We start from the raw sequence: 22,552 nt of genomic DNA, 5'->3' as shown, positions 1-22,552 counted from the left end.
CTAGAGCCGCGACCAGGCCTCGGTGAGCACGCTCCGGAGGATCTGCTCGATCTCGTCGAACTCGCGCGGGCCGATGGTGAGCGGCGGCGCGAGCTGGACGACGGGATCGCCGCGGTCGTCCGCCCGGCAGTACAGCCCCGCGTCGAAGAGCCCCTTCGAGAGGAATCCGCGCAGCAGCCGCTCCGACTCGTCCTCGTCGAACGTCTCCTTCGTCGCCTTGTCCTTCACCAGCTCGATGCCGAAGAAGTAGCCGTCGCCCCGGACGTCGCCGACGATCGGCAGGTCGAGCAGCTTCTCGAGCGTGGACCGGAAGACGGGCGAGTTCTCGCGCACGCGCTCGTTCAGGCCCTCCTCCTCGAAGATGTCGAGGTTCTCGAGCGCGACCGCGGCCGAGACGGGGTGGCCGCCGAAGGTGTAGCCGTGCGGGAAGACGACCTGACCGTGGCGGAAGGGCTCGTAGATCCGATCGCTGACGATCGTCGCGCCGATGGGGGAGTAGCCGCTGGTCATCCCCTTCGCGCAGGTGATCATGTCCGGCACGTAGCCGTACTCGTCGCAGGCGAACATGTGCCCGATGCGGCCGAACGCGCAGATCACCTCATCGGACACCAGCAGCACGTCGTGCTTGTCGCAGATCTCGCGGACCCTCTGGAAGTACCCGGGAGGGGGCGGGAAGCAGCCGCCCGAGTTCTGCACGGGCTCCAGGAACACGGCGGCCACCGTGTCCGGCCCCTCGAACTCGATCATCTCCTCGATGCGGTTCGCCGCCCACAGGCCGAACGCCTCCAGGTCGTCGCCGTGCTCGGGAGCCCGGTAGAAGTTGGTGTTGGGGACGCGGAAGCCGCCCGGCACCAGCGGCTCGAACATCGACTTCATCCCGGGGATGCCCGTGATCGCGAGCGCTCCCTGGGGAGTGCCGTGATACGCGACCGAGCGCGAGACGACCTTGTGCTTGCCCGGCTTGCCCTGCAGCTTCCAGTAGTGCTTGGCGAGCTTGAAGGCCGTCTCCACAGCCTCGCCGCCGCCGGTCGAGAAGAAGACCCGGTTGAGGTCGCCCGGCGCGTGGTCGGCGAGCCGGTCGGCCAGCTCGATCGCCGAGGGGGTCGCGTAGGACCAGAGCGGGAAGAAGGAGAGCTCGGACGCCTGCTTCGCCGCGGCCTCCGCCAGTCGGCGCCGCCCGTGTCCCGCATTGACGACGAAGAGGCCGGACAGGCCGTCGAAGTACTTGCGCCCGGTGCTGTCCCAGATGTGGTGTCCCTCGCCGCGCGTGATGATCGGCACGCCCGCGCCCGAGTCCATCGTCGACTGACGGGTGAAGTGCATCCAGAGGTGGTCCTTCGCCTTCTTCTGCAGGGAGGCGTCGTCGATCCCCCCTGGCGCGTCGGTCCCGCGGACGGGATCGCCCGACTCGAGGCCGGAGGTCGAGAAGGCTGTCTCGGTGGTCATCTTTTACCGCGTTCCCCAGTTGTAGAACTGCTTGTGGAGCTTCAGATAGACGAAGGTCTCGGTCGAGAGCACGCCGGGAAGCGACCGGATCTCCTGGTTGAGCAGGGCGATCAGATCGTCATCGTTCTCGCACACGACCTCGGCGAGGATGTCGAAGGAGCCGGCCGTCAGCACGACGTAGTCGACGGCGGGGATGGAGGCGAGCCGGTCCGCGACGTCGCGGGTGTCGCCGGTGACGCGCACACCGATCATCGCCTGGCGGTAGAAGCCGAGCTGCATCGGATCCGTCACCGCGACGATCTGCATGACGCCCGACTCGGTGAGCTTCTGCACCCGCTGCCGGACGGCCGCCTCGCTCAGGCCCACGGCCTTGCCGATCTCGGCGTACGAGCGCCGACCGTCGGCCTGCAGCTGCTCGATGATCGCCTTCGACACCTCGTCGAGCTGGACAGGACGCTGAGAGGGCGGGCGAGACGGGGCCATGCGGCGATTCTGGCAGTCCTCGAGTGCCCGGGCAAGTGGATCCGCACGTCGGAGCTCGCTCCGGCATCGGATCCGGTGGTCTGAGCGTGGTCCCGTCTGCGCGACGGACATCGGGCGACAGCGATGGCGGCCGGCTCGGCGGAGGGCCGTCAGCGACTACCATCGGGAGGCGGCCGGGCACCCCTGGAGCCGGCGGTCACGGGCCGTCGGACCGGACGGCTGCGGGCCACGGGGATGCGAGGAGCAGCGATGACGCAGATCGGCCGCAGCCGCGCGTCCGTCACCGTCCCCGTCTCCGCCTGGAGCTCCGACGCACCCTCGGCCGAAGTCACCCTCGGCTGGGCCGCGCGCACCGAGACCGGCCACGTGCGCAGCGCGAACGAGGACAGCTACCTCGCTAAGAGCCCGCTCTTCGCTGTCGCCGACGGGATGGGCGGGCACGCGGCAGGAGAGGTCGCCAGCGACGCGGTCGTGTCGCGCCTGTCCACCGCGGCGCTCGGCGCGACCGTCGGAGCGGAGGAGATCGACCGGGCGCTTCGGGAGGCGGTCGGGGACATCGCCCGGCAGTCGCACACGGCCGACGTCGGCACCGGGACCACGGTCACCGGGATCGCGCTCACGGTGGTCGGAGGAGAGCCCTACTGGTCCGTCTTCAACATCGGCGACTCGCGCGTGTACCTGAGCGTCGCCGGGACCCTCGTGCAGCTCACCGTGGACCACTCCATCGTCCAGGAGCTGGTCGACGCGGGCCTGATCTCCCGCGACGAGGCCGACGTGCATCCGCACAGCAACGTGATCACCCGCGCGGTCGGCTTCCACGAGGCGCCCGTCCCCGACTACCGGCTCGTGCCCGTCCTCGCCGGATCGCGTATGCTGATCTGCTCGGACGGACTCACGAAGGAGCTGACCGATGCCGGCGTCGGCCACCTGCTCAGCGGCACCGGCTCCGCTCAGGAGGCGGCCGACGCCCTGGTCGACGCCGCGCTGGACAACGGCGGGCGCGACAACGTCACCGTGATCGTCGTCGACGTCCTCGCGGTCACCGGCGACGAGGAGGCCGGCGCACCGGTCTGACGAGCAGCGCCCCGGCACGGGGCGGCCGCGGTCGTGGTGCCGCCGGACCGCCCGCACGCGCCGAACGGCCGTACGACGGTCCGGCGCCTGCCGGTTCGCGTCGGGTTCGGCCGGCTCGGGGCTCCCCGCGCCGGCGCTGGGTACGATGGTGAGCGGAAGGGCGTTCTCGGTGATCTGCAGCACGTGTGGCTCCAACCTCGCTCCCGGGGCGATCCTCTGCGGCGAGTGCGGTTCGTCGGTGGCGGCGCATGCCACGACGGGTGCGTCCCGCCCCTCGTCCTCCGGCGACACGACGGTCCTCGACCCGTCCCGCCGTGCCTGGCTGCCGGGCCTGGCCCCCGGCCGGCACCGGCGTCCCGCCCCCGGCGCACCGATGGCGCCGCCCTCGCAGGGGCTCGTGCGCCTCAGCTTCGCGACCGGGCAGCACGCGATCGTGACCGGCAACGGCCTGATCGGACGCCAGCCGCTCCCGGACCCCAACGAGACGTTCCGGCACATCCTCGCGATCCCGGATCCGTCGCGATCCCTCTCCAAGACCCACCTCGAGTTCGGCTTCGACGAGGGCGGGCTCTGGGTCAGGGACCGCTGGTCGGCCAACGGGTCCGTGCTGGTCGCACCGACCCAGGCGCCGCTCCCGCTCGAGGCCGGCCGCCGCTACCGCGCGAAGCTCGGCAGCCGGATCCTGCTCTCCTCCGTCGAGATGGCGGTCGAGCGCGTCGACGGGTCCGCCGGCGGCTCGGGACGCCCGCCCCTCACCCGCTGACGGCACGGCCTCCGGGGACCGAATCGGCGGTCGACACGGACTCCGGGTGCGGAATTCGTGACGATCATGTTTCCGGATGAGCGTTCTCCTCCGTTCGCCGTGACAGGCGGATGAGCGCTGTGCCAGTATTTCCCCACGTTCGGCCCCCGAGGCACGAGCCCCGACGCAGTCAGGAGCCCCCGCCATGACCCGTCCCCTCCCGAGGGATCCCGTCCTCCGCCGGGCCGTCGCCGCGGCACGCTCGCACGAGCGCGAGCGCCGGGCGGTCCTCTCGCGTCGGGCGGTCCTCGGCGGGATCGGCCTCGGAGCGGGTGCCCTCGCCCTGGCCGCCTGCGCCCCGCAGACCCGTGCCGCTCCGACCGCCGCCGCCGACGGATCGGCCGGCGACCCGCGCCTGGTGTGGGACAACTGGCCCGCCTACATGGACGAGGACGACGACGGGAACCACCCCACGCTCCAGGGCTTCGAGGAGCAGACGGGCATCGCGGTGACCTACAACGTCGCCGTCGACGACAACAACTCGTACTACGGCAAGGTGAAGGACCAGCTCGCGCTCGGGCAGTACATCGGCGCCGACACGGTCTGCCTGACGGAGTGGATGGTCTCGCGCCTGGTCCGCCGCGGCTACGTGCAGGAGCTCGACCACGCGAACATCCCGAACATCGCCAACCTCACCCCCTCGCTGGCGAACCCCGACTTCGATCCGGGCCGCCGGCTCTCCCTCCCGTACCAGGCGGGGTTCTCGGGCATCTGCTGGAACAGGGAGAAGCTGCCGAAGGGCCTCTCGAGCATCGAGGATCTGTGGGATCCGTCGCTCCGCGGCCGCGTCGGCGTGCTGAGCGAGATGCGCGACACGATCGGGCTCATCATGCTCGCTCAGGGGACGGACATCGCCGGCTCCTGGGGCGACGACGAGTACATGAACGCGATCGACGTCTTCCGCGAGCAGGTCGACGCCGGACAGATCCGCAACATCAAGGGGAACGCGTACCTCAACGACCTGCAGAACGAGGACACCCTCGCGGCGATCTGCTGGTCCGGCGACATCACCCTGATCAACGCCGAGGCCGGCGACAAGTGGGAGTTCGCCTTCCCCGACTCGGGCGGCGCACTCTGGAACGACACCTTCGTGGTCCCGATGGGCTCCGAGCGCAAGGCCAACGCCGAAGCCCTGATGAACTACTACTACGAGCCCGAGGTCGCCGCCGAGGTGGCCGCCTGGGTCAACTACATCACCCCCGTGGATGGAGCGAAGGACGTCATGGAGAGCATCGATCCGGAGCTGGCCGAGAACCAGCTGATCTTCCCCGACGAGGACACGCTCGCGCAGGCGCACGTGTTCCGGACCCTGACCGCCGCGGAGGAGAAGGAGTACCAGGCCGAGTTCCAGAAGGTGCTCCTGGGCATCTGATGGCGATCGGGACCTTCGCCGAGAGCGGCGCCGACCTCCAGCTGGTCGGGATCAGCAAGCAGTACCCGGGCTTCACGGCCATCGACTCCCTGGACCTCACCATCCCGGCGGGCTCCTTCTTCGCCCTGCTGGGCCCCTCGGGCTGCGGCAAGACGACGACGCTGCGCCTGGTCGCCGGGCTCGAGGAGCCCTCCGCCGGCCGGATCCTCATCGGCGGGCGGGACGTCACCGAGACGAAGACGTACCAGCGGCCCGTCAACACCGTGTTCCAGTCGTACGCGCTGTTCCCGCACATGTCGATCCTCGAGAACGTCGCCTTCGGCCTGAAGCGGCGGAGGATCGCCGACCCCGTCGGCAAGGCGCACGAGGCGCTCCGCCTGGTCGAGCTCGACCACCTCGCCCAGCGCCGCCCCGCGCAGCTCTCCGGTGGTCAGCAGCAGCGGGTCGCCCTCGCGCGCGCCCTCGTCAACCGGCCCGCCCTGCTCCTGCTCGACGAGCCGCTCGGCGCCCTCGACCTCAAGCTCCGCCGGCAGATGCAGCTGGAGCTCAAGTCCATCCAGGAGGAGGTGGGCCTCACCTTCCTCCACGTCACGCACGACCAGGAGGAGGCCATGACGATGGCCGACACCGTCGCGGTGATGAACAAGGGCAGGATCGAGCAGATGGGCGCGCCGGAGGAGCTCTACGAGCTCCCGCGCACCGCGTTCGTCGCGAACTTCCTCGGCCAGTCCAACCTCTTCACGGGTGAGGTGGTCGGCAGCACCGACCGCGCACTCACCGTCGACGCGGGCGGGCACCGGATCGTCGTGCCCGTCGCCCGCTGCGCCCGCACGAGCGGGGAGATCACCGTCGGCGTCCGCCCCGAGAAGCTCCTGCTGCTGACGCAGGAGCCGCCGCCGGACTCCGGCCGGAACGTGCTCGGGCCCGGCCGCGTGGTCGACGTCTCCTTCAGCGGGGTCAGCACCCAGTACACGATCCGGATGCCGGGCCTGGGCCCGGTGGTCGTCTTCGCGCAGAACATGGTCTTCGGGCCGGTCGTCGGCGAGGGAGCGGAGGTGTGGGTCGGCTTCAGCGCCGAGCACGGCTTCGGACTCGCGGACGAACCGGGCTCGGTCCCGCGCTTCGAGGCGGACGACTCCACCAGCGCCATCGCCGTGCAGCGCCGGGGGCTCCTGGCCGGTCGCAGCGGGGGAGCGTAGGCATGGCCTTCGCCGCCTTCGCCACGGGGCAGGCGGATCCTCAGGACGCTCCGGTCCGCCGGCGGTCGACGATCGCGCTGGTCCTGCTGCTGCCGGGCATCGCCTACATGCTGCTGTTCTTCCTGGCGCCGCTCATCTCGCTCGTGCTCACGTCCTTCCAGGCCGAGGTGCCGGACGGGGACATCGGCGAGTACGCCCCCGGCTTCGCCTGGCAGAACTACCTCGTGGTGATGGGCGACTACTGGCCGCACGTGCTCCGCTCCTTCGGCTACGCGCTGATCGCGACGGTGCTCGCGCTGGTGATCAGCTACCCGCTGGCCTACTTCATCGGAGTGAAGGCGCGGCCCTGGCCGCTGCTGCAGAACCTGCTCCTCACGCTGGTGATCGCGCCCTTCTTCATCAGCTTCCTGCTCCGGACGCTGGCGTGGAAGCAGATCCTCGCGGACGAGAGCCCGCTCGTGCAGGCGCTCAAGGCCGTGGCGGTCCTGCCGAGCGACGGCCACCTCACGGGGACGCCGCTCGCCGTGATCTTCGGCATCACCTACAACTTCATCCCGTTCATGACGCTGCCGCTGTACACGACGCTCGAGCGCCTCGACGTGCGCTTCCTGGAGGCAGGGTCGGATCTCTACGCGCACCCCGCCTCCGTGTTCTGGAGCGTGACCGTCCCCCTGTCGATGCCGGGCATCGTCTCGGGCACGCTGCTGACGTTCATCCCCGCGGCTGGCGACTACATCAACGCGAGCCGGGACTTCCTCGGCTCGTCGCAGACCTCGATGGTGGGCAACGCGATCGAGGCGAACTTCCTCACGCTCGAGAACTACCCGGCGGCCGCCGCGCTCTCGATCGTGCTGATGGCCGTGATCCTGGTCATCGTCGGCTTCTACGTGAAGCGCAGTGGAACGGAGGACCTCCTGTGACCGCGACGGCCGACCGTCCGCTCGCGAGCGCCCAGGAGGCGCTCGGCGCGCCGCCCCCCGCCCCGATCCGGGGCCGCCGCCGCTTCCGGGGCCTCGGGCTCGGCGTCTACACGGCGCTGGCGCTGCTCTTCCTGCTCATCCCTATCGGGTACACCTTCGTCTTCTCCTTCAACGACTCGGGGAAGAGCAACCTCGCCTGGCGCGGGTTCACCCTCGACAAGTGGGTGTCGGCCTGGACCAGCGAGGAGGTGATGACCGCCTTCGGGAACAGCCTGCTGGTCGGTGTGATCGCCACCGTGCTGGCCACTGCGCTCGGCACCATGATCGCCATCGCGCTCGTGCGGTTCCGCTTCCGGTTCCGGTCGGCGATCAGCCTGCTGCTGTTCCTCCCCATGGCGACTCCGGAGGTGGTGCTCGGAGCCGGCCTCGCCGCGCAGTTCCTCAGCGTGGGCGCCGAGAAGGGGCTGGTCACGATCGTGCTGGCGCACACGATGTTCTGCATCAGCTTCGTCGTGGTCACCGTGAAGGCGCGGGTGGCGAGCCTGGACCCGAAGCTGGAGGAGGCGGGACGCGACCTCTACGCGTCGCCGAACCAGGTCTTCTGGCGGATCACCTTCCCGCTGCTGCTGCCCGGCATCCTCGCCGCGGCGCTGCTCTCGTTCGCGCTGAGCTTCGACGACTTCATCATCACGAACTTCAACTCCGGATCGGTCACCACGTTCCCGAAGTACATCTACATCGCGGCGGCGCGCGGCATCCCGGCGGAGGCGAACGTCATCGCATCGGCGGTGTTCGTCCTCGCGATCCTCGTGGTGGTGATCACGCAGGTCTCCGCGGCGGCCCGGGCGAAGCGCCTCGCGCGCGAGCAGTAGCTCAGGGCGTGCCGGGACGTGCGGTCAGACGTAGGAGGCGCGGATCGCGCCGACCGGGCGCCCGCCGCCCGACACGACCGGGTTCAGCCGCACCAGCACGTCGTTCGCCGCGGTCCGGTCCACCGCGTCCGCCTCGACCAGGAGCTTCAGTGCGACCACGGTCGCGGCGCGAAGGCTCCCGTCGAGGATCTTCAGGGCGACGGTGGTGCCGTCGGGCGAGGCCATCACGAGCACGCCCTCGGCGCCGAGCTTGGCGACCAGGCCCAAGCGCTCGATCACGACGGTGTTGTCCCGGCCCGGGCCGTCGATCGCCCACGCGTTCTCGAGGATCGCGGCCGTGAGGACGCCGGCCTGGCGGTAGAGGCCGAACGGTGAGGCGGGGGAGGAGGACACGATCCGCGAGACGCCCTTCGCCAGCGCGGTCAGAGGAAGGGCGTGCACGGGAGCTCCGCAGCCGTCGATCCCCGAGGCCACGACGCGCTCGCCGGTGAGGCGCTCGATCGTGTCGACGATGTGCTGCTGCAGCGGGTGCGTCCGCTCGAGGTAGTCCTCGGTGCTCCAGCCGTTCTGCACGCAGGCCAGCAGCATCGCCGCGTGCTTGCCCGAGCAGTTCATGTAGAGCGGGTCCGGAGTCGCGCCCGCCCGCAGCAGCTGAGCGCGGGTCCCGGAGTCGCCGGGCCAGTCGGCCGGGCACTGCAGGGCGGTGTGGTCCAGGCCGGCGCGGAAGAGCAGGTTCTGCACCAGCGCCACGTGCTGGGGGATGCCGGCGTGGCTCGCGGTGGCGATGACCGCCTCCGCGCCGTTCAGCTCGACTCCGGCGGTCATCACCGCGAGGGCCTGGAACGGCTTGAGGCAGGAGCGGGGGAAGACGGGAGCCGTCGGGGTGCCGAGGCTGCGGGCGACGCGGCCCTCGGAGTCGAGGAGGACGGCGGAGCCGGCGTGGCGCGACTCGACGAACCCGGATCGCTCGACGACGGCCAGCTCGACGGACTCGGCGACGGTGAAGGTTCCTGCTGGCATCCCCCCATCCTGCCCGATGCGTGGACCGGTCCCGCGCTCCCGGAGACGCCGAAGGCCACCGGGGAGCGCCTCGGCGCCCGCGGTGGCCTTCGGAGGATCGCGCCTAGAGGGTGGCGAACGCGTCGGCGATGACCGACACGGCGTCGTCGAGCAGCTCGTCGGTGAGGGCGAGGCTCGGCAGGAAGCGGACCACGTTGCCGTAGGTGCCGGCGCTCAGCACGAGGACCCCGTGCTGGGCGGCGTAGTCGATGATCGCCTGGACCGCGACGGCGTTCGGCTCCTTCGTGGTGCCGGCGGTGCCGGGCTGCACGAGCTCCATCGCCATCATCGCGCCGATTCCGCGGACGTCGCCGATGATGTCGTAGCGCTCCTGCAGGCCTCGCAGCGCCGCGCCCAGGCGGGCGCCGATCCGGTCGGCCTCGGCGAGGAGGCCCTCGCGCTCGATGCGCTCGAAGACCGCGACGGCGGCGGCGGCGGCGACGGGGTTCCCGCCGAAGGTGCCGCCCAGTCCGCCGGCCTGCGCCGAGTCCATGATCTCGGCGCGGCCCGTCACACCCGCGAGCGGCAGGCCGCCGGCGATGCCCTTGGCCGAGAGGACGAGGTCGGGGACGAGGCCGAGGTGCTCGCTGGCGAACCAGGCGCCGGTGCGGGCCATGCCCGACTGGATCTCGTCGGCGACGAAGACGATGCCGTTGGCCGTGCACCACTCCTGCAGTGCCGGGAGGAAGCCGTCGGCGGGGACCATGAAGCCGCCCTCGCCCTGGATGGGCTCGGCGACGAGGCAGGCCAGGGCGGAGGCGCCGACGGTCTTCTCGAGGTACGAGATCGCGCGCTGGGCGGCCTCGGCTCCCGACAGGCCGTCGTGGTACGGGTACGAGCTCGGCGCACGGTGGACGTCGCTGGCGAAGGGTCCGAAGCCCAGGCCGTAGGGAAGCGCCTTGAAGTTCATGGCCATCGTGAGGTTCGTGCGTCCGTGGTACGCGTGGTCGAGCACCGCGACGCCGGGGCGGCCGGTGTGCTTGCGCGCGATCTTGACGGCGTTCTCGACCGCCTCGGCACCGGAGTTGACCAGGACGGTCTTCTTGGCGAAGTCGCCGGGGGTGTGCTGGGCCAGCAGCTCCGCGACGCGGATGTAGGGCTCGTACGGAGTGACGGTGAAGAGGGTGTGCGTGAGGCGCGCGAGCTGCTCCGCGGCGGCCGCGACGACGGAGTCGTCGGTGTGCCCGATCGTCGTGACGCCGATGCCGGCGCCGAGGTCGATGAAGCTGTTGCCGTCGACGTCGACCAGGATCGCGCCGTGCGCGCGGTCGATGTAGACGGGGAGCGCGGTGCCGACGCCGGTGGGCACGACGGCGAGGCGGCGCTCGTGCAGGGCCCGGGATCGCGGCCCGGGGATCTCGGTCGCGACGCGCCGCTCCTGGGGGACTGCGGACGTGGGAACCTGGGGGGCGAGCGTGTCTGTCATGGTCCTCGGAGTCTACCCGCGGGGGTTCCGCGTCCAGAGGTCCAGACCGGCGCGACCGGCCTGATCCACCGCCGTCGAGGAGGAGCCCGATGAAGTCCGAGCACGAGTACGCGGTGTCCGTCGTCTGGGAGGGCGACCGGGGCACCGGCACGAGCGGCTACCGCGAGTACGGGCGCCAGCTGACCGTCACGGCGGAGGGCCCGGCGCCCATCCTCGCCTCGGCCGACACGCCCTTCCGGGGCGACGCCGACCGCTGGAACCCGGAGCAGCTGCTCCTCGCGGCGCTCGCGCAGTGCCACCTCCTCTCCTACCTGCACGTGGCGGTCAAGAACGGAGTCGTCGTCACCGGCTACACGGACGACGCGGTGGGCTCGATGCTGCAGGAGGGGGAGAGCGGCCGCTTCACCTCGGTGACCCTCCGGCCCCGCGTCACTGTCGCCGAGGAGTCGATGGTGGCGATCGCCCAGACGCTGCACGCCGAGGCCTCCCGGCTCTGCTTCATCGCGAACTCGGTGAACTTCCCCGTCGCCCACGAGCCGGAGGCGTCCGCGCGCTGAGGCTCAGCGGCGCTCGTGCGGGAGCGCCCGGCGGATGCGCTCGGCCGTGGTCGTCGGCGGCGACTCGTTGTACGCACCGGCGAGCTCCTGCCCGGAGAGCGCGTGGACGGCCGCCATCACCTCGTCGGTGGCGTGGCGTCGGGCGCGGCCGGAGTCGGCGGAGCCGTGCCGCGAGAGGTCCAGCGGAGCCCCGAAGCGGACCGTGATCCGGTGCAGGCGCGGCACCCTCGTGCCCACCGGCTGGAGCTCCTGCGTGCCGATCATGCCGACGGGGACCACCGGCGCGCCCGTGGTGAGGGCGAGCCATGCCACTCCGGTGCGGCCCTTGTAGAGGCGCCCGTCGCGGGAGCGGGTGCCCTCGGGGTAGACGGCGAACGCCTCGTCCCGCTCGAGGATCGCCCGGCCGAGGTCCAGCGCCTCCTGAGCGGCCTGGCCGGCGCCGCGCTCGACCGCGACGGCTCCGACGCTCGTGAAGAAGGCGCGAGAGAGGGCGCCCCGCACGCCGGTCCCCGTGAAGTAGTCCGACTTGGCCAGGAACTGCACCGGCCGCGGGGCGAGCAGCGTCAGCACCGGGGAGTCGATGAACGAGAGGTGGTTGGCTGCCAGGATCACGCGTCCCTCGGCCGGGACGTTGTCGCGCCCCTCCACGATCGGCCGGTAGACCAGCCGGCCGACGCCGCCGATGGACAGGCGCGCCAGACGCGCGGAGAGGCCGATCCCCGGGGGAGTCGGCCTCTCGTGGTCGTCGTCGATCCGCATTCCGACGAAGCTACCGGGGCGTCCATGCCGCTCCGGTCATGCGGCGGATCAGCCGAACTGGGCGAGCGCCTCCTCGATGACCGTCGCGGCGTCGTCGATGAGCTCCTCGCTGATGACCACGCTCGGCATGATCCGCAGCACGCTGTCCCAGCTGCCCGCGTCGAGGACGATCACGCCGTTCGTGGTGGCGTGCTTCAGGATCGCGGTGAGCGCCTCCGGGTACTGCTTCTTCGTGCCCGGGTGGACGAGCTCGACGCCCCACATCGCGCCCTTGCCGCGGACCTCGCCCACGACCGCGAAGCGCTCGGCCCAGTCGCCGATCCGCGCCTGCAGCAGGCGCTCGACCCGCTGCGCCTCCTCCAGCAGGCCCTCGGACTCGATCGCCTCGAACGTCGCGAGCGCCGCGGCGGTGGAGACGGGGTTGCCGCCGAACGTGCCGCCGATGCCGCCGGGCTGCACGGCGTCCATGATCTCGGCGCGGCCGGTGACGGCGGCGAGCGGGAAGCCGCCGGCGATGCCCTTGGCCGTCGTGATGAGGTCCGGGACCACGCCGTGGTGCTCGATGGAGTACCAGGTGCCGGTGCGGGCGATGCCGGCCTGGATCTCGTCCGCGACGAAGACGATGCCGTTCTCGGTGCAGAACTCGGACAGGCGGCGGAAGTAGCCCGGCGCCGGGACGATGATGCCGCCGTCGCCCTGGATCGGCTCGACGAAGAGCGCGGCCAGCTCCTGCGCGCCGATGTGGGTGGTGATGTAGTCGATCGTGCGCTCGGCCGCCTCCTCGCCCGTCATGCCCTCGGGGTCGCGGAACGGGTAGCTGATCGGGAGGCTGTAGATCTCTCCCGGGAAGGGGCCCATGCCCGCGCGCTCCGGCCAGGGGCGGTAGGTCATCGCCATCGTGAGGTTGGTGCGGCCGTGGAAGGCGTGGTCGAGCGTCGCGATGGCGCGGCGGCCGGTGAACTTCCGCGCGATCTTGACGGCGTTCTCGACCGCCTCCGCGCCGGAGTTCACCAGGATCGAGTGCTTCTCGAAGTCCCCGGGGGTGATCTCGGCGAGCTTCTCGGCGACCCGGACGTAGTTCTCGTACGGAGTGACGGTGAAGAGGGTGTGCGTCAGCTTCTCGGCCTGCGCGGCGGCCGCCGCGGCGACCGCGGGGTGCGCGTGGCCGATGGTGGTCACTCCGATGCCGCAGCCGAGGTCGATCAGGCGGTTGCCGTCGACGTCGACCAGGACCGCGCCCGACGCGTGGTCCATGTAGATGTTCGCGAGCGTCCCGGCGCCGCGGGAGACGCTGGCGACGCGGCGCTCCTGGAGGGCGACGGAGCGCGGGCCGGGGAGCTCGGTGACGAGCTCTCGGGACTGGGGGACCGAGAATTCACGCATGCCCCGATGGTAGGCCTGGGACCGTTCGAGGACCCGCACCCAGCGCGTTGCGAGGCGCGCCGTGCAGGATGGAGGCGATCCCCGAACGTCCACCGGCCGCCGCCGGTCACGAAAGGTGCCCCTGTGCGCAGAACCCTCGCGATCCTCGCCGTCCTCGGCGCCTCCCTGAGCCTGGCGGCCTGCACCCCCGGGGAGCCGGATGCAGCGCCGTCCGCCTCCGCCACCCCGCTCGGCTGCGCGACCGGGGGCGAGGCGACCGCCGCGGTGCAGACCAGCGGCGACTTCGCCACCAAGCCGGTCACCGTGTTCCCCAGCCCGGTCAGCGTGCACGCCACCGAGCGCTCGGTCGCGATCGAGGGCACCGGCGAGGAGGTCGCCGAGGGCGACACCGTGCTGGTCGACTACACGCTCTACAACGGGACGAGCGGTGCCGAGTTCTCGGCGAGCAGCTACGCGCCCGGTGGCCGCGCGGCCTTCGAAGTCGACACCGACCAGTACCTCGCCGGCCTCGTGAAGGCCGTCAACTGCGCGACCGTCGGCTCGCGCGTCGTCGCCGTCGTTCCCCCGGCCGACGCGTTCGGCGACGCCGGGCAGAGCCAGTTCGGCATCGCCGCGACCGACTCGATCGTCATGGTGATCGACGTCGAGCAGATCGTGCCGACCGCCGCCGACGGCGAGCCGCAGCCCCCGGTCGACGGCCTGCCGACGGTGGCGCTCGCCGAGGACGGGGCGCCCACCGTCACCATCCCCGCGACCGACCCTCCCGCCGACCTGCAGCTCGCCGTCCTCAAGAAGGGGCGCGGCCCGACCGTGGCCGACGGCGACCAGCTGATCGTGCAGTACCAGGGCGTGGTCTGGGGCACCGGCGAGGTGTTCGACCAGAGCTGGGGGAAGCCCGCTCCCGCCGCCTTCGGCACCGGCGACGTGATCGAGGGCTTCAAGGAGGCCGTGGTCGGCCAGACCGTCGGCTCGCAGGTGCTCGTCACCATCCCGCCGTCGAAGGGCTACGGCGACCAGGGCAACCAGAACGCGGGAATCAGCGGGACCGACACCCTCGTCTTCGTGGTCGACATCCTCGCCATCAGCTGACCGGGAGGCGCTGGGTGCTCCGTGCCAGGATGGGCGGATGCGCAGGGTCATCATCCTCGGCTCGACCGGGTCCATCGGCACGCAGGCTCTCGACGTCATCGGCGCGAACCGCGAGCGGTTCGAGGTCGTCGGCCTCGCCGCCGGCTCGAACCGGGCGGCGGTCGCCGAGCAGGCGTCCGCGTTCGGCGTCGAGCACACGGCGTTCGGTGCGGAGGAGGCCGAGCAGCTGATCCGCTCGGTCGACGCGGACGTCGTGCTGAACGGGATCACCGGCTCGGTGGGGCTCGGCCCGACGCTCGCGGCGCTCGAGGAGGGCAGGACGCTCGCTCTCGCCAACAAGGAGTCGCTGATCGTCGGCGGCGAGCTCGTCACCTCGCTCGCCGGTCCCGGCCAGATCGTGCCGGTCGACTCCGAGCACTCCGCGATCGCCCAGGCCCTCCTCGCGGGCGAGCACCGGGAGGTCCGCCGCCTGGTGCTGACCGCGTCCGGAGGGCCGTTCCGGGGACGCGACCGCGCCTCCCTCCGCGACGTCACCCCGGCGCAGGCGCTCGCGCACCCGACCTGGGACATGGGCCTGGTCGTCACGACCAACTCCTCCACCCTGGTCAACAAGGGGCTCGAGGTGATCGAGGCGCACCTGCTCTTCGACGTCCCCTACGACCGGATCGACGTCACCGTGCACCCGCAGTCGGTGATCCACTCGATGGTCGAGTACGTCGACGGCTCGACGATCGCCCAGGCCTCGCCGCCGGACATGCGGCTCCCGATCTCGCTCGGCCTCGACTGGCCGCACCGCGTCGCCGGGGTCGGCGTCCCGCTCGACTGGACCCGCTCCCACTCCTGGACGTTCGAGCCGCTGGACGAGGAGGCGTTCCCCTCGGTCCGGCTCGCGAAGCGCGTCGGGGAGGCGGGCGCCTCCTACCCGGCCGTGTTCAACGCGGCGAACGAGCAGGCCGTGCAGGCGTTCCACGCGGGGCGGATCGGCTACCTCGACATCCTCGAGACGGTGGAGGCGGTGGTCGACGCGCACAGCGTCGACGGCGTGCTGACCCGCGAGTCGCTGGCCGCGGCGGAAGAGTGGGCGCGCCGCACGGCGGACGAGCGGATCGCCGGAGTCTGACCAGGGGTCATCCGGACGGGCTCCGTCCCCGCGGATCCGTGTCGGCGGACGTCGCGCCGCTGATCCGCTCGGCCGCGGAGTTCATCGGATCCGTGCAGGCGCACCCCAGCGTGGACGGGCGGGCCCGGCCTACAGTGTGTCGGTGGAATCCGTGCTGCTCTTCGTCCTCGGCGTCGTCATCATCGCCGTCGGCGTCGCCCTCTCCATCGCCCTGCACGAGGTCGGGCACCTCCTCCCCGCCAAGCTGTTCGGGGTCAAGGTCACGCAGTACATGATCGGGTTCGGGCCGACCCTCTTCTCCCGGCGCCGAGGCGAGACGGAGTACGGCGTCAAGGCGATCCCGCTCGGCGGCTACATCGCCATGATCGGCATGTACCCGCCGAAGCACCCGGGGGACCGGCCCACGGAGTCGAGCACAGGCTTCTTCAACGGCCTGGCGTCCTCCGAAGCCCAGCTCGAGGAGCCCCGGCGCGGCGCCTACGCCACGATGATCGACGAGGCCCGCGCCGCCAGCGCCGAGACGATCGGCGACGGCGAGGACCACCGCGCGTTCTACCGGCTCCCCGTGTGGAAGCGCGTGATCGTCATGGCCGGCGGCCCCTTCATGAACCTCGTGATCGCCACGGTCCTCTTCACCGTCCTCCTCTGCGGCATCGGGATCCCGCAGAGCACCAGCACCCTCGCCGCGGTCTCGCAGTGCGTGGTCCCGGAGTCGCAGCGCGCGACCGCGACCTGCACCGCCGACGACCCGCTGGCACCCGGAGCCGCGGCGGGCCTGCTGCCCGGCGACACGATCACGGCGATCGACGGCACTCCGGTGAGCACCTGGAACGACCTGACCCCGATCATCCAGCGCTCCGCGGGCGTCCCGCTCAGCGTGTCCGTCCAGCGCGACGGCGCCCCGCTGACCCTCACGATCACCCCCGCCGAGAACGAGGTCGCGGTGACCGACGCGAACGGCGCCCCCGTCACCGACGCCTCCGGTGCGATCGAGACGCAGACGGTCGGCTTCATCGGCATCTCGCCCACGTCGGCCCTCGCGCAGCAGCCGGTCACCGCGGTGCCCGAGACGGTCTGGTCGAACATCACCAGCGTCGCCCATGTGATCCTCAACCTGCCGCAGCGCCTCATCGACGTCGCCCAGGCGGCGTTCGGCTCGGAGGCGCGCGACGCCAACGGCCCGATCAGCGTCGTCGGAGTGGGCCGGATCGCGGGCGAGATCGCCGCCTCCGACCAGCTCCCCGTCGTGTCCAAGGTGCAGACGATGGTCGGCGTCCTCGCCTCGCTCAACGTCGCCCTCCTCGTCTTCAACCTGGTGCCGCTGCTCCCCATGGACGGCGGCCACATCGCCGGCGCCCTCTGGGAGGGCCTGCGCCGCCGGATCGCCAAGCTCTTCGGACGCCGCGACCCCGGCCCCGTCGACATCGCCCGCCTGCTCCCGCTCACCTACGTCGTCGTCCTCGTCCTCGGCGGCATGAGCGCCCTCCTCATCTACGCCGACATCGTCAAGCCGATCACGCTGTTCTGAGTTGGATTCCACGCCGGGCCTCGCCCGGCGTGGCGCGGTCGGCTTCTCGGGGTGGGGGCGTGGGTGGAGCGGGGTGCGGACGGCTGGGGCGAATCGCTGGGACGCGATTCACCCGTTCGCCTCGCGGGTGGAGGACGGGCCTCGCCCGGCGTGGTGCGGTCGGCTCTGCGAGGTGGGGTGTGGGTGGAGCGGGGTGCGGGCGGCTGGGGCCGGTCGCTCGGACGGGATCGGCGGTTCGGCTCGGGAGCGAGGCGACCGCGGATCGTCGTGCGGTCTCGGGCTGAGAGCAGGTGCGGTGGACGGGTTCCGAGGCGCGCAGGAGGGGCGGCGGCTGGGAAGGTGCGGCGAGCGGACGAGGGGTCCCGCGGCGCGCGTACGATGGGGCGCGTGCCAGCAGTGAATCTGGGTCTTCCCAAGGTCCCCATGACCCTCGCCCCCCGCCGCAAGTCCCGCCAGATCAAGGTGGGCAAGGTGCTCGTGGGCGGTGACGCGCAGGTCAGCGTCCAGTCGATGTGCACCACACCGACGACGAACATCAACGCGACCCTCCAGCAGATCGCCGAGCTCACCGCGTCCGGCTGCGACATCGTCCGCGTCGCGGTGCCGAGCCGCGACGACGCGGAGGCGCTGCCGATCATCGCCAAGAAGAGCCAGATCCCGGTCATCGCCGACATCCACTTCCAGCCCAACTACGTCTACGCCGCGATCGACGCCGGCTGCGCCGCGGTCCGCGTGAACCCCGGCAACATCCGCAAGTTCGACGACCAGGTCGGCAAGATCGCCGCCGCCGCGAAGGCCGCCGGCGTCTCGATCCGCATCGGCGTCAACGCCGGCTCGCTCGAGCCGAGCATCCTGCAGAAGTACGGCAAGCCCACCCCCGAGGCCCTCGTCGAGAGCGCCGTCTGGGAGGCCAGCCTCTTCGAGGAGCACGACTTCCACGACTTCAAGATCTCGGTCAAGCACAACGACCCCGTCGTCATGGTGAAGGCCTACCGCCAGCTCGCCGAGCGCGGTGACTGGCCCCTCCACCTCGGCGTCACCGAGGCCGGCCCCGAATTCCAGGGGACCATCAAGTCCGCCACCGCCTTCGGCATCCTCCTCGGCGAGGGCATCGGCGACACCATCCGCGTGTCCCTCTCGGCCCCGCCCGCGCAGGAGGTCAAGGTCGGCCTGCAGATCCTCCAGTCGCTGAACCTCCGCGAGCGCAAGCTCGAGATCGTCTCCTGCCCCAGCTGCGGCCGCGCGCAGGTCGACGTCTACACGCTCGCCAACGACGTCACGGCCGGCCTCGAGGGCATGAGCGTCCCGCTGCGCGTCGCCGTGATGGGCTGCGTCGTCAACGGACCCGGCGAGGCCCGCGAGGCCGACCTGGGCGTCGCCTCCGGCAACGGCAAGGGCCAGATCTTCGTCAAGGGCGAGGTCATCAAGACCGTCCCCGAGGCCGAGATCGTCCAGACCCTCATCGAGGAGGCCAACCGCCTGGCCGCCGAGATGCCGGCCGACGACACCTCGACCGGAGCCCCGGTCGTCACCGTCGGCGCGAACTGACGGCGCGGGGCGGATCGACGTGGTCCGCCCCGCACTGCGCCTCGCGCTCGTGGTCGTCGCCGCCGCGCTCCTCGCCTCCGGTGTCGCCGCGCTCCGCAGCGGCCCGTCCTCCGAGGCCGGCGAGTGCATCGACAGCCGCACCCCGCAGGACCCCTTCGGCTGCGACCGCTGGGTGCTGACCGCGGCAGAGGGGGAGACCCCGTACACGGCCTGGGTCGAGGACGCCCGCGTTCGCCTCCGCTCGGAGAGCGTCGGGGGTGCGCCGACCCTGGTCGTCGGCACGGGCTGCCTCGTGGTCAGCGCCGCCTACCGGATCGACGACGGCGTGCTGGTCCCCGGCGACGAGGTGACCGGATCCGACAGCTGCTCCGACACGCCGAGCCCCGAGGCCATCCGGCTCCGGGCGCTCCTCTCCGGCCCGATGACGATCGGCGGCACCCCCGACGACGTGCTGCTGGACGGCACGGGCGGAGCGGTCGTCTTCTCGCGGATCCCCGACTGAGGGTCCCGGCGCCCTCGCGAGCCGGGGGAGCGCAGCGGATAGGATCGTCCCTCGTGGTCACCCGTCTCTCGCATCTGTTCGTCCGCACGCTCCGGGAGGATCCCGCCGACGCCGAGGTCGCGGGCCACCGCCTCCTCGTCCGCGCGGGCTACATCCGCCGTCAGGCGCCCGGCGTCTTCGCCTGGCTGCCGCTGGGACTGCGCGTCAAGCGCCGCATCGAGCGGATCATCCACGAGGAGATGGAGGCCGCCGGCGCCCAGGAGGTGCACTTCCCCGCGCTCCTGCCCCGCGAGCCCTACGAGCTCTCGGGCCGCTGGACCGAGTACGGCGACGGCGTGTTCCGCCTGAAGGACCGCAAGGACGCCGACTACATGCTGGCTCCCACGCACGAGGAGTTCTTCACGCTGCTCGTGAAGGACCTCTACTCCTCCTACAAGGACCTGCCCCTGTCGATCTACCAGATCCAGGACAAGTACCGGGACGAGGCGCGGCCCCGCGCGGGCCTCCTGCGCGGCCGCGAGTTCACGATGAAGGACGCGTACTCCTTCGACTACACCGACGCCGGCCTCGACGCGAGCTACCAGCGCCAGCGCGACGCCTACGAGCGGATCTTCGCCCGTCTGGGCCTGGAGTACGTGATCGTGCAGGCCGACGCCGGAGCGATGGGCGGCTCCCGGAGCGAGGAGTTCCTGCACCCCACCCCCGTCGGCGAGGACACCTTCGTCCGGTCGGCGGGAGGGTACGCGGCGAACGTCGAGGCGTACCGCACGCCCGTCCCCGCGGCGCTGCCCGTCGAGGGCCTGCCCGAGGCGCGCGTCTTCGACTCGCCCGACACCCCGACCATCCAGACCCTGGTCGACCTGGCGAACGCGACGCAGCCCCGCCCCGACGGCCGCGCCTGGACCGCCGCCGACACCCTGAAGAACGTCGTCCTCGCGCTCACCGCGCTCGACGGCACCCGCGAGCTCGTGATCGTCGGCCTGCCCGGCGACCGCGACGTCGACCTCAAGCGCGCCGAGGTGGCCTTCGCCCCGGCCGAGGTCGAGGCCGCCACGGCGGAGGACTTCGCGAAGCACCCCGGACTGGTCAAGGGCTACATCGGACCTTGGTCGGCCGAAGGAGCCGTCCTGGGCGAGGAGTCGGCGACCGGCGTCCGCTACCTGCTCGACCCGCGCGTGGTCGACGGCACCGCCTGGATCACCGGGGCCAACGTCTCCGGGCAGCACGTCCTCGACCTGGTCGCCGGCCGCGACTTCCACGGCGACGCCACCGTCGAGGTCGCGGACGTCCGCACCGGCGACGAGGCGCCCGACGGCTCGGGCCCGATCGAGACCGCCCGCGGCATGGAGATCGGCCACGTCTTCCAGCTCGGCCGCAAGTACGCCGACGTCCTCGGGCTGAAGGTGCTCGACGAGAACGGGAAGCTCGTCACCGTCACGATGGGCTCCTACGGCATCGGCGTGACCCGCATCCTCGCCATCATCGCCGAGGCCACCCACGACGACCGAGGACTGCTCTGGCCCGCGAACGTCGCGCCGTTCGACGTGCACGTCATCGCGACCGGCAAGGACGCGGCGGCTCTCGAGCTCGCCGAGTCGGTCGCCGCCTCCCTCGAGGCCGTCGGCCGCGACGTGCTGATCGACGACCGCCCGAAGGTCTCGCCCGGCGTCAAGTTCGGCGACGCCGAGCTGATCGGGGTGCCCGTGATCGTCATCGCGGGGCGAGGAGCGGCCGACGGGATCGTCGAGCTGTGGGACCGCCGGTCCGGCGAGCGCGAGCAGCTCCCGGTCGCCGAGGCGCTCGCCCGGCTGGGCGCCTAGACCCGACACGCCGAGGGCCCCGCCACCGCTTCCCGCGGCAGGCGGGGCCCTCCGTGCCTCGGCGGGATCCGCGGGTGGAACCCCGGGCCGCGTCGGGTACCCTTGAGGGCTGATCCGGGTGAGAGCCCGGCAGGCGAACGACCGCGGTCACCACCGCGGCATCCAAGTGAATAGAGAGAAAGGCCCGCCCGTGGACATCGACCTGAGCGTTCTGCGACTCATGGAGCGCGAGCGCGAGATCCCCTTCGAGGAACTCGTGCAGATCATCGAGCAGGCGATCCTGACCGCCTACCTCAAGCACATCGGCCAGGCCGACGACGCCGACAAGGCCACCGCCGTCGACGCGCGAGTGCACCTCGACCGCAAGACCGGTCACGTCTCGGTCTTCGTGCCCGAGCTCGACGAGGAGGGCGCCGTCGTGGGCGAGGCCGAGGACTCCCCGCGCGACTTCGGCCGCATCGCCGCCTTCGCCGCGAAGCAGGTCATCAACCAGCGCCTGCGCGACATCGCCGACGAGCACGTGCTCGGCGAGTTCAAGGGCCGCGAGGGCGACATCGTCGCCGGCGTCATCCAGCAGGGCCCCAACCCGCGGATGATCCACGTCGACCTCGGCTCCATCGAGGCGATCCTCTCGCCCGAGGAGCAGGTGCCCGGCGAGGACTACAGCCACGGACGCCGCATCCGCGTCTACGTCACGAGCGTCGGCCGCGGACCCAAGGGCCCGTCGGTCCAGGTGTCCCGCACCCACCCGTCGCTGGTGCGCAAGCTGTTCGCCCTCGAGGTCCCCGAGATCGCGTCCGGCGTGGTGGAGATCGTCTCCCTCGCCCGCGAGGCCGGCCACCGCACCAAGATCGCGGTGCGCGCGACCGAGCCCGGCGTGAACGCCAAGGGCGCCTGCATCGGCGAGCTCGGCCAGCGCGTGCGCGCGGTGACCGCCGAGCTCAACAACGAGAAGATCGACATCGTCGACTACTCCTCCGACCTGCCGACCTTCGTCGCCAGCGCGCTCTCGCCCGCCAAGGTGACCAGCGCGTTCGTGATCGACCAGAGCCTCAAGGCCGTCCGCGCGCTCGTCCCCGACTACCAGCTCTCGCTCGCCATCGGCAAGGAGGGCCAGAACGCCCGCCTCGCCGCCAAGCTGACCGGCGCGAAGATCGACATCCAGCCCGATTCGGTGATGGACGGGGAGTGATCCCCGAGCATCGGCCGTGCGGGGGAGCGGTCCCGGAGGGGAGGGAGTAGAGTGGAAGCCGTCAGAACGTGCGTCGGCTGCCGTCTGCGCGCCCCCCGGGCCTCTCTTCTGAGGCTGGTCCTCCACTCGAACGTCCTCGCGGTAGACCCGCGTGCCGTCCGTCCTGGTCGGGGAGCGTGGCTCCACGACACAGCCGACTGCTACGAGCTCGCGGTCAAGCGCCGCGCGTTCGGAAGAGCGTTCCGGACACGCGAGAGCGTGGACGCGAGCGAGCTGGAGCAGTACATCGCACGATCCGACCGGCTCGGCCCCTCGACCGGAGGGGCCGGAGCAGCGCACGATCACACCATAGAGAACAGGCAGAACGGCCCGTGAACTGATCATGAGCGAAGACTGATGAG

The 22,552-nt window shown here is 71.5% G+C and carries 21 protein-coding genes; 15 read left to right on the top strand and 6 right to left on the bottom strand.

Going from position 1 to position 22,552, the window contains the following annotated elements; translation table 11 throughout:
• Both C5C57_RS00475 and C5C57_RS00470 read right to left on the bottom strand, forming a co-directional pair.
• Positions 1 to 1,446 carry an aspartate aminotransferase family protein gene (locus C5C57_RS00475; protein WP_104223031.1) on the bottom strand — a complete coding sequence of 482 codons (1,446 nt, stop codon included), beginning with the start codon at positions 1,444 to 1,446 and terminating at the stop codon, positions 1 to 3.
• A 3-nt stretch (positions 1,447 to 1,449) separates the two neighbouring features.
• Entirely contained in the window at positions 1,450 to 1,929 is a 480-nt protein-coding gene (locus C5C57_RS00470) for an Lrp/AsnC family transcriptional regulator (protein WP_104223032.1), read from the bottom strand.
• Between the two features lie 249 nt (positions 1,930 to 2,178).
• Between C5C57_RS00470 and C5C57_RS00465 the strand changes: the two genes are divergently transcribed.
• The 6 genes from C5C57_RS00465 to C5C57_RS00440 all read left to right on the top strand — a co-directional run bounded on the left by C5C57_RS00465 (position 2,179) and on the right by C5C57_RS00440 (position 8,168).
• Positions 2,179 to 3,003 (top strand): PP2C family serine/threonine-protein phosphatase, encoded by an 825-nt coding sequence (locus tag C5C57_RS00465; protein ID WP_104246581.1) that lies wholly within the window; start codon positions 2,179 to 2,181, stop codon positions 3,001 to 3,003.
• A gap of 238 nt (positions 3,004 to 3,241) precedes the next feature.
• Positions 3,242 to 3,766: a hypothetical protein gene (locus tag C5C57_RS00460; RefSeq protein WP_104223034.1), complete on the top strand. Its 525-nt coding sequence runs from the start codon at positions 3,242 to 3,244 to the stop codon at positions 3,764 to 3,766.
• Between the two features lie 184 nt (positions 3,767 to 3,950).
• Positions 3,951 to 5,177: a PotD/PotF family extracellular solute-binding protein gene (locus C5C57_RS00455; RefSeq protein ID WP_104223035.1), complete on the top strand. Its 1,227-nt coding sequence runs from the start codon at positions 3,951 to 3,953 to the stop codon at positions 5,175 to 5,177.
• Entirely contained in the window at positions 5,177 to 6,376 is a 1,200-nt protein-coding gene (locus C5C57_RS00450; protein ID WP_104246579.1) for an ABC transporter ATP-binding protein, read from the top strand. The genes C5C57_RS00455 and C5C57_RS00450 overlap by 1 nt, the downstream gene beginning before the upstream one ends.
• 2 nt (positions 6,377 to 6,378) lie before the next feature.
• A complete protein-coding gene (locus C5C57_RS00445) occupies positions 6,379 to 7,296 on the top strand; it encodes an ABC transporter permease (protein WP_104246578.1) in 918 nt (305 codons plus the stop codon).
• A gap of 65 nt (positions 7,297 to 7,361) precedes the next feature.
• Positions 7,362 to 8,168, top strand: a complete 807-nt coding sequence (locus C5C57_RS00440) for an ABC transporter permease (RefSeq protein WP_181027101.1) — start codon at positions 7,362 to 7,364, stop codon at positions 8,166 to 8,168.
• A gap of 24 nt (positions 8,169 to 8,192) precedes the next feature.
• Here the strand turns inward: C5C57_RS00440 and C5C57_RS00435 are convergent, their stop codons facing one another.
• Together C5C57_RS00435 and gabT are read right to left on the bottom strand one after the other, a co-directional pair.
• Positions 8,193 to 9,188: an asparaginase gene (locus C5C57_RS00435; protein ID WP_104223039.1), complete on the bottom strand. Its 996-nt coding sequence runs from the start codon at positions 9,186 to 9,188 to the stop codon at positions 8,193 to 8,195.
• Positions 9,189 to 9,291: 103 nt separating this feature from the next.
• Positions 9,292 to 10,653, bottom strand: a complete 1,362-nt coding sequence (gene gabT / locus C5C57_RS00430) for a 4-aminobutyrate--2-oxoglutarate transaminase (protein WP_104223040.1) — start codon at positions 10,651 to 10,653, stop codon at positions 9,292 to 9,294.
• A gap of 89 nt (positions 10,654 to 10,742) precedes the next feature.
• Between gabT and C5C57_RS00425 the strand changes: the two genes are divergently transcribed.
• Positions 10,743 to 11,210, top strand: coding sequence for an OsmC family protein (locus C5C57_RS00425; RefSeq protein WP_104223041.1), 468 nt, complete (start codon positions 10,743 to 10,745; stop codon positions 11,208 to 11,210).
• Between the two features lie 3 nt (positions 11,211 to 11,213).
• Here C5C57_RS00425 and C5C57_RS00420 read toward each other — a convergent pair whose 3' ends face one another.
• On the bottom strand, positions 11,214 to 11,969 hold the full coding sequence (locus C5C57_RS00420) for a 1-acyl-sn-glycerol-3-phosphate acyltransferase (protein WP_104246577.1): 756 nt from the start codon (positions 11,967 to 11,969) through the stop codon (positions 11,214 to 11,216).
• Between the two features lie 48 nt (positions 11,970 to 12,017).
• Positions 12,018 to 13,352: an aminotransferase class III-fold pyridoxal phosphate-dependent enzyme gene (locus tag C5C57_RS00415; protein ID WP_104246576.1), complete on the bottom strand. Its 1,335-nt coding sequence runs from the start codon at positions 13,350 to 13,352 to the stop codon at positions 12,018 to 12,020.
• 123 nt (positions 13,353 to 13,475) lie between these two features.
• Here C5C57_RS00415 and C5C57_RS00410 point away from each other — a divergent pair, with 123 nt between their 5' ends.
• The 8 genes from C5C57_RS00410 (at position 13,476) to C5C57_RS00375 (ending at position 22,526) form a co-directional block, all read left to right on the top strand.
• On the top strand, positions 13,476 to 14,441 hold the full coding sequence (locus C5C57_RS00410) for an FKBP-type peptidyl-prolyl cis-trans isomerase (RefSeq protein ID WP_181027085.1): 966 nt from the start codon (positions 13,476 to 13,478) through the stop codon (positions 14,439 to 14,441).
• Between the two features lie 37 nt (positions 14,442 to 14,478).
• Complete coding sequence (dxr, locus tag C5C57_RS00405; RefSeq protein WP_104225590.1) at positions 14,479 to 15,561, top strand: 1-deoxy-D-xylulose-5-phosphate reductoisomerase; 1,083 nt, start codon at positions 14,479 to 14,481, stop codon at positions 15,559 to 15,561.
• Positions 15,562 to 15,703: 142 nt separating this feature from the next.
• Positions 15,704 to 17,089, top strand: coding sequence for an RIP metalloprotease (locus C5C57_RS00400; protein WP_258062217.1), 1,386 nt, complete (start codon positions 15,704 to 15,706; stop codon positions 17,087 to 17,089).
• Between the two features lie 387 nt (positions 17,090 to 17,476).
• On the top strand, positions 17,477 to 18,637 hold the full coding sequence (gene ispG / locus C5C57_RS00395) for a flavodoxin-dependent (E)-4-hydroxy-3-methylbut-2-enyl-diphosphate synthase (RefSeq protein ID WP_173244694.1): 1,161 nt from the start codon (positions 17,477 to 17,479) through the stop codon (positions 18,635 to 18,637).
• A gap of 19 nt (positions 18,638 to 18,656) precedes the next feature.
• The gene (locus tag C5C57_RS00390) at positions 18,657 to 19,139 is read left to right on the top strand and encodes a hypothetical protein (RefSeq protein ID WP_104246574.1); all 483 of its coding nucleotides are present in this window, start codon (positions 18,657 to 18,659) and stop codon (positions 19,137 to 19,139) included.
• 53 nt (positions 19,140 to 19,192) lie between these two features.
• The gene (locus C5C57_RS00385) at positions 19,193 to 20,959 is read left to right on the top strand and encodes a proline--tRNA ligase (RefSeq protein ID WP_104246573.1); all 1,767 of its coding nucleotides are present in this window, start codon (positions 19,193 to 19,195) and stop codon (positions 20,957 to 20,959) included.
• Positions 20,960 to 21,149: 190 nt separating this feature from the next.
• Positions 21,150 to 22,151, top strand: coding sequence for a transcription termination factor NusA (gene nusA, locus C5C57_RS00380; protein ID WP_104225180.1), 1,002 nt, complete (start codon positions 21,150 to 21,152; stop codon positions 22,149 to 22,151).
• Between the two features lie 51 nt (positions 22,152 to 22,202).
• The gene (locus C5C57_RS00375; RefSeq protein WP_104225593.1) at positions 22,203 to 22,526 is read left to right on the top strand and encodes a YlxR family protein; all 324 of its coding nucleotides are present in this window, start codon (positions 22,203 to 22,205) and stop codon (positions 22,524 to 22,526) included.
• Positions 22,527 to 22,552: the final 26 nt, after the last annotated feature.

Origin of the sequence: Rathayibacter sp. AY1C5, from assembly GCF_002931705.1 — a bacterium.
Taxonomy (GTDB): domain Bacteria; phylum Actinomycetota; class Actinomycetes; order Actinomycetales; family Microbacteriaceae; genus Rathayibacter.
The sequence above is the reverse complement of the archived record's forward strand: the minus strand, read 5'-3'. Positions and strand labels throughout refer to the sequence as shown.

Coding starts and splice junctions, on each gene's coding strand:
- gabT (WP_104223040.1), bottom strand. CDS start 10,653: ATGACAGACACGCTCGCCCCCCAGGTTCCCACGTCCGCAGTCCCCCAG.
- C5C57_RS00445 (WP_104246578.1), top strand. CDS start 6,379: ATGGCCTTCGCCGCCTTCGCCACGGGGCAGGCGGATCCTCAGGACGCT.
- dxr (WP_104225590.1), top strand. CDS start 14,479: ATGCGCAGGGTCATCATCCTCGGCTCGACCGGGTCCATCGGCACGCAG.
- C5C57_RS00475 (WP_104223031.1), bottom strand. CDS start 1,446: ATGACCACCGAGACAGCCTTCTCGACCTCCGGCCTCGAGTCGGGCGAT.
- C5C57_RS00415 (WP_104246576.1), bottom strand. CDS start 13,352: ATGCGTGAATTCTCGGTCCCCCAGTCCCGAGAGCTCGTCACCGAGCTC.
- C5C57_RS00425 (WP_104223041.1), top strand. CDS start 10,743: ATGAAGTCCGAGCACGAGTACGCGGTGTCCGTCGTCTGGGAGGGCGAC.
- C5C57_RS00465 (WP_104246581.1), top strand. CDS start 2,179: ATGACGCAGATCGGCCGCAGCCGCGCGTCCGTCACCGTCCCCGTCTCC.
- C5C57_RS00455 (WP_104223035.1), top strand. CDS start 3,951: ATGACCCGTCCCCTCCCGAGGGATCCCGTCCTCCGCCGGGCCGTCGCC.
- C5C57_RS00450 (WP_104246579.1), top strand. CDS start 5,177: ATGGCGATCGGGACCTTCGCCGAGAGCGGCGCCGACCTCCAGCTGGTC.
- C5C57_RS00420 (WP_104246577.1), bottom strand. CDS start 11,969: ATGCGGATCGACGACGACCACGAGAGGCCGACTCCCCCGGGGATCGGC.
- C5C57_RS00470 (WP_104223032.1), bottom strand. CDS start 1,929: ATGGCCCCGTCTCGCCCGCCCTCTCAGCGTCCTGTCCAGCTCGACGAG.
- C5C57_RS00435 (WP_104223039.1), bottom strand. CDS start 9,188: ATGCCAGCAGGAACCTTCACCGTCGCCGAGTCCGTCGAGCTGGCCGTC.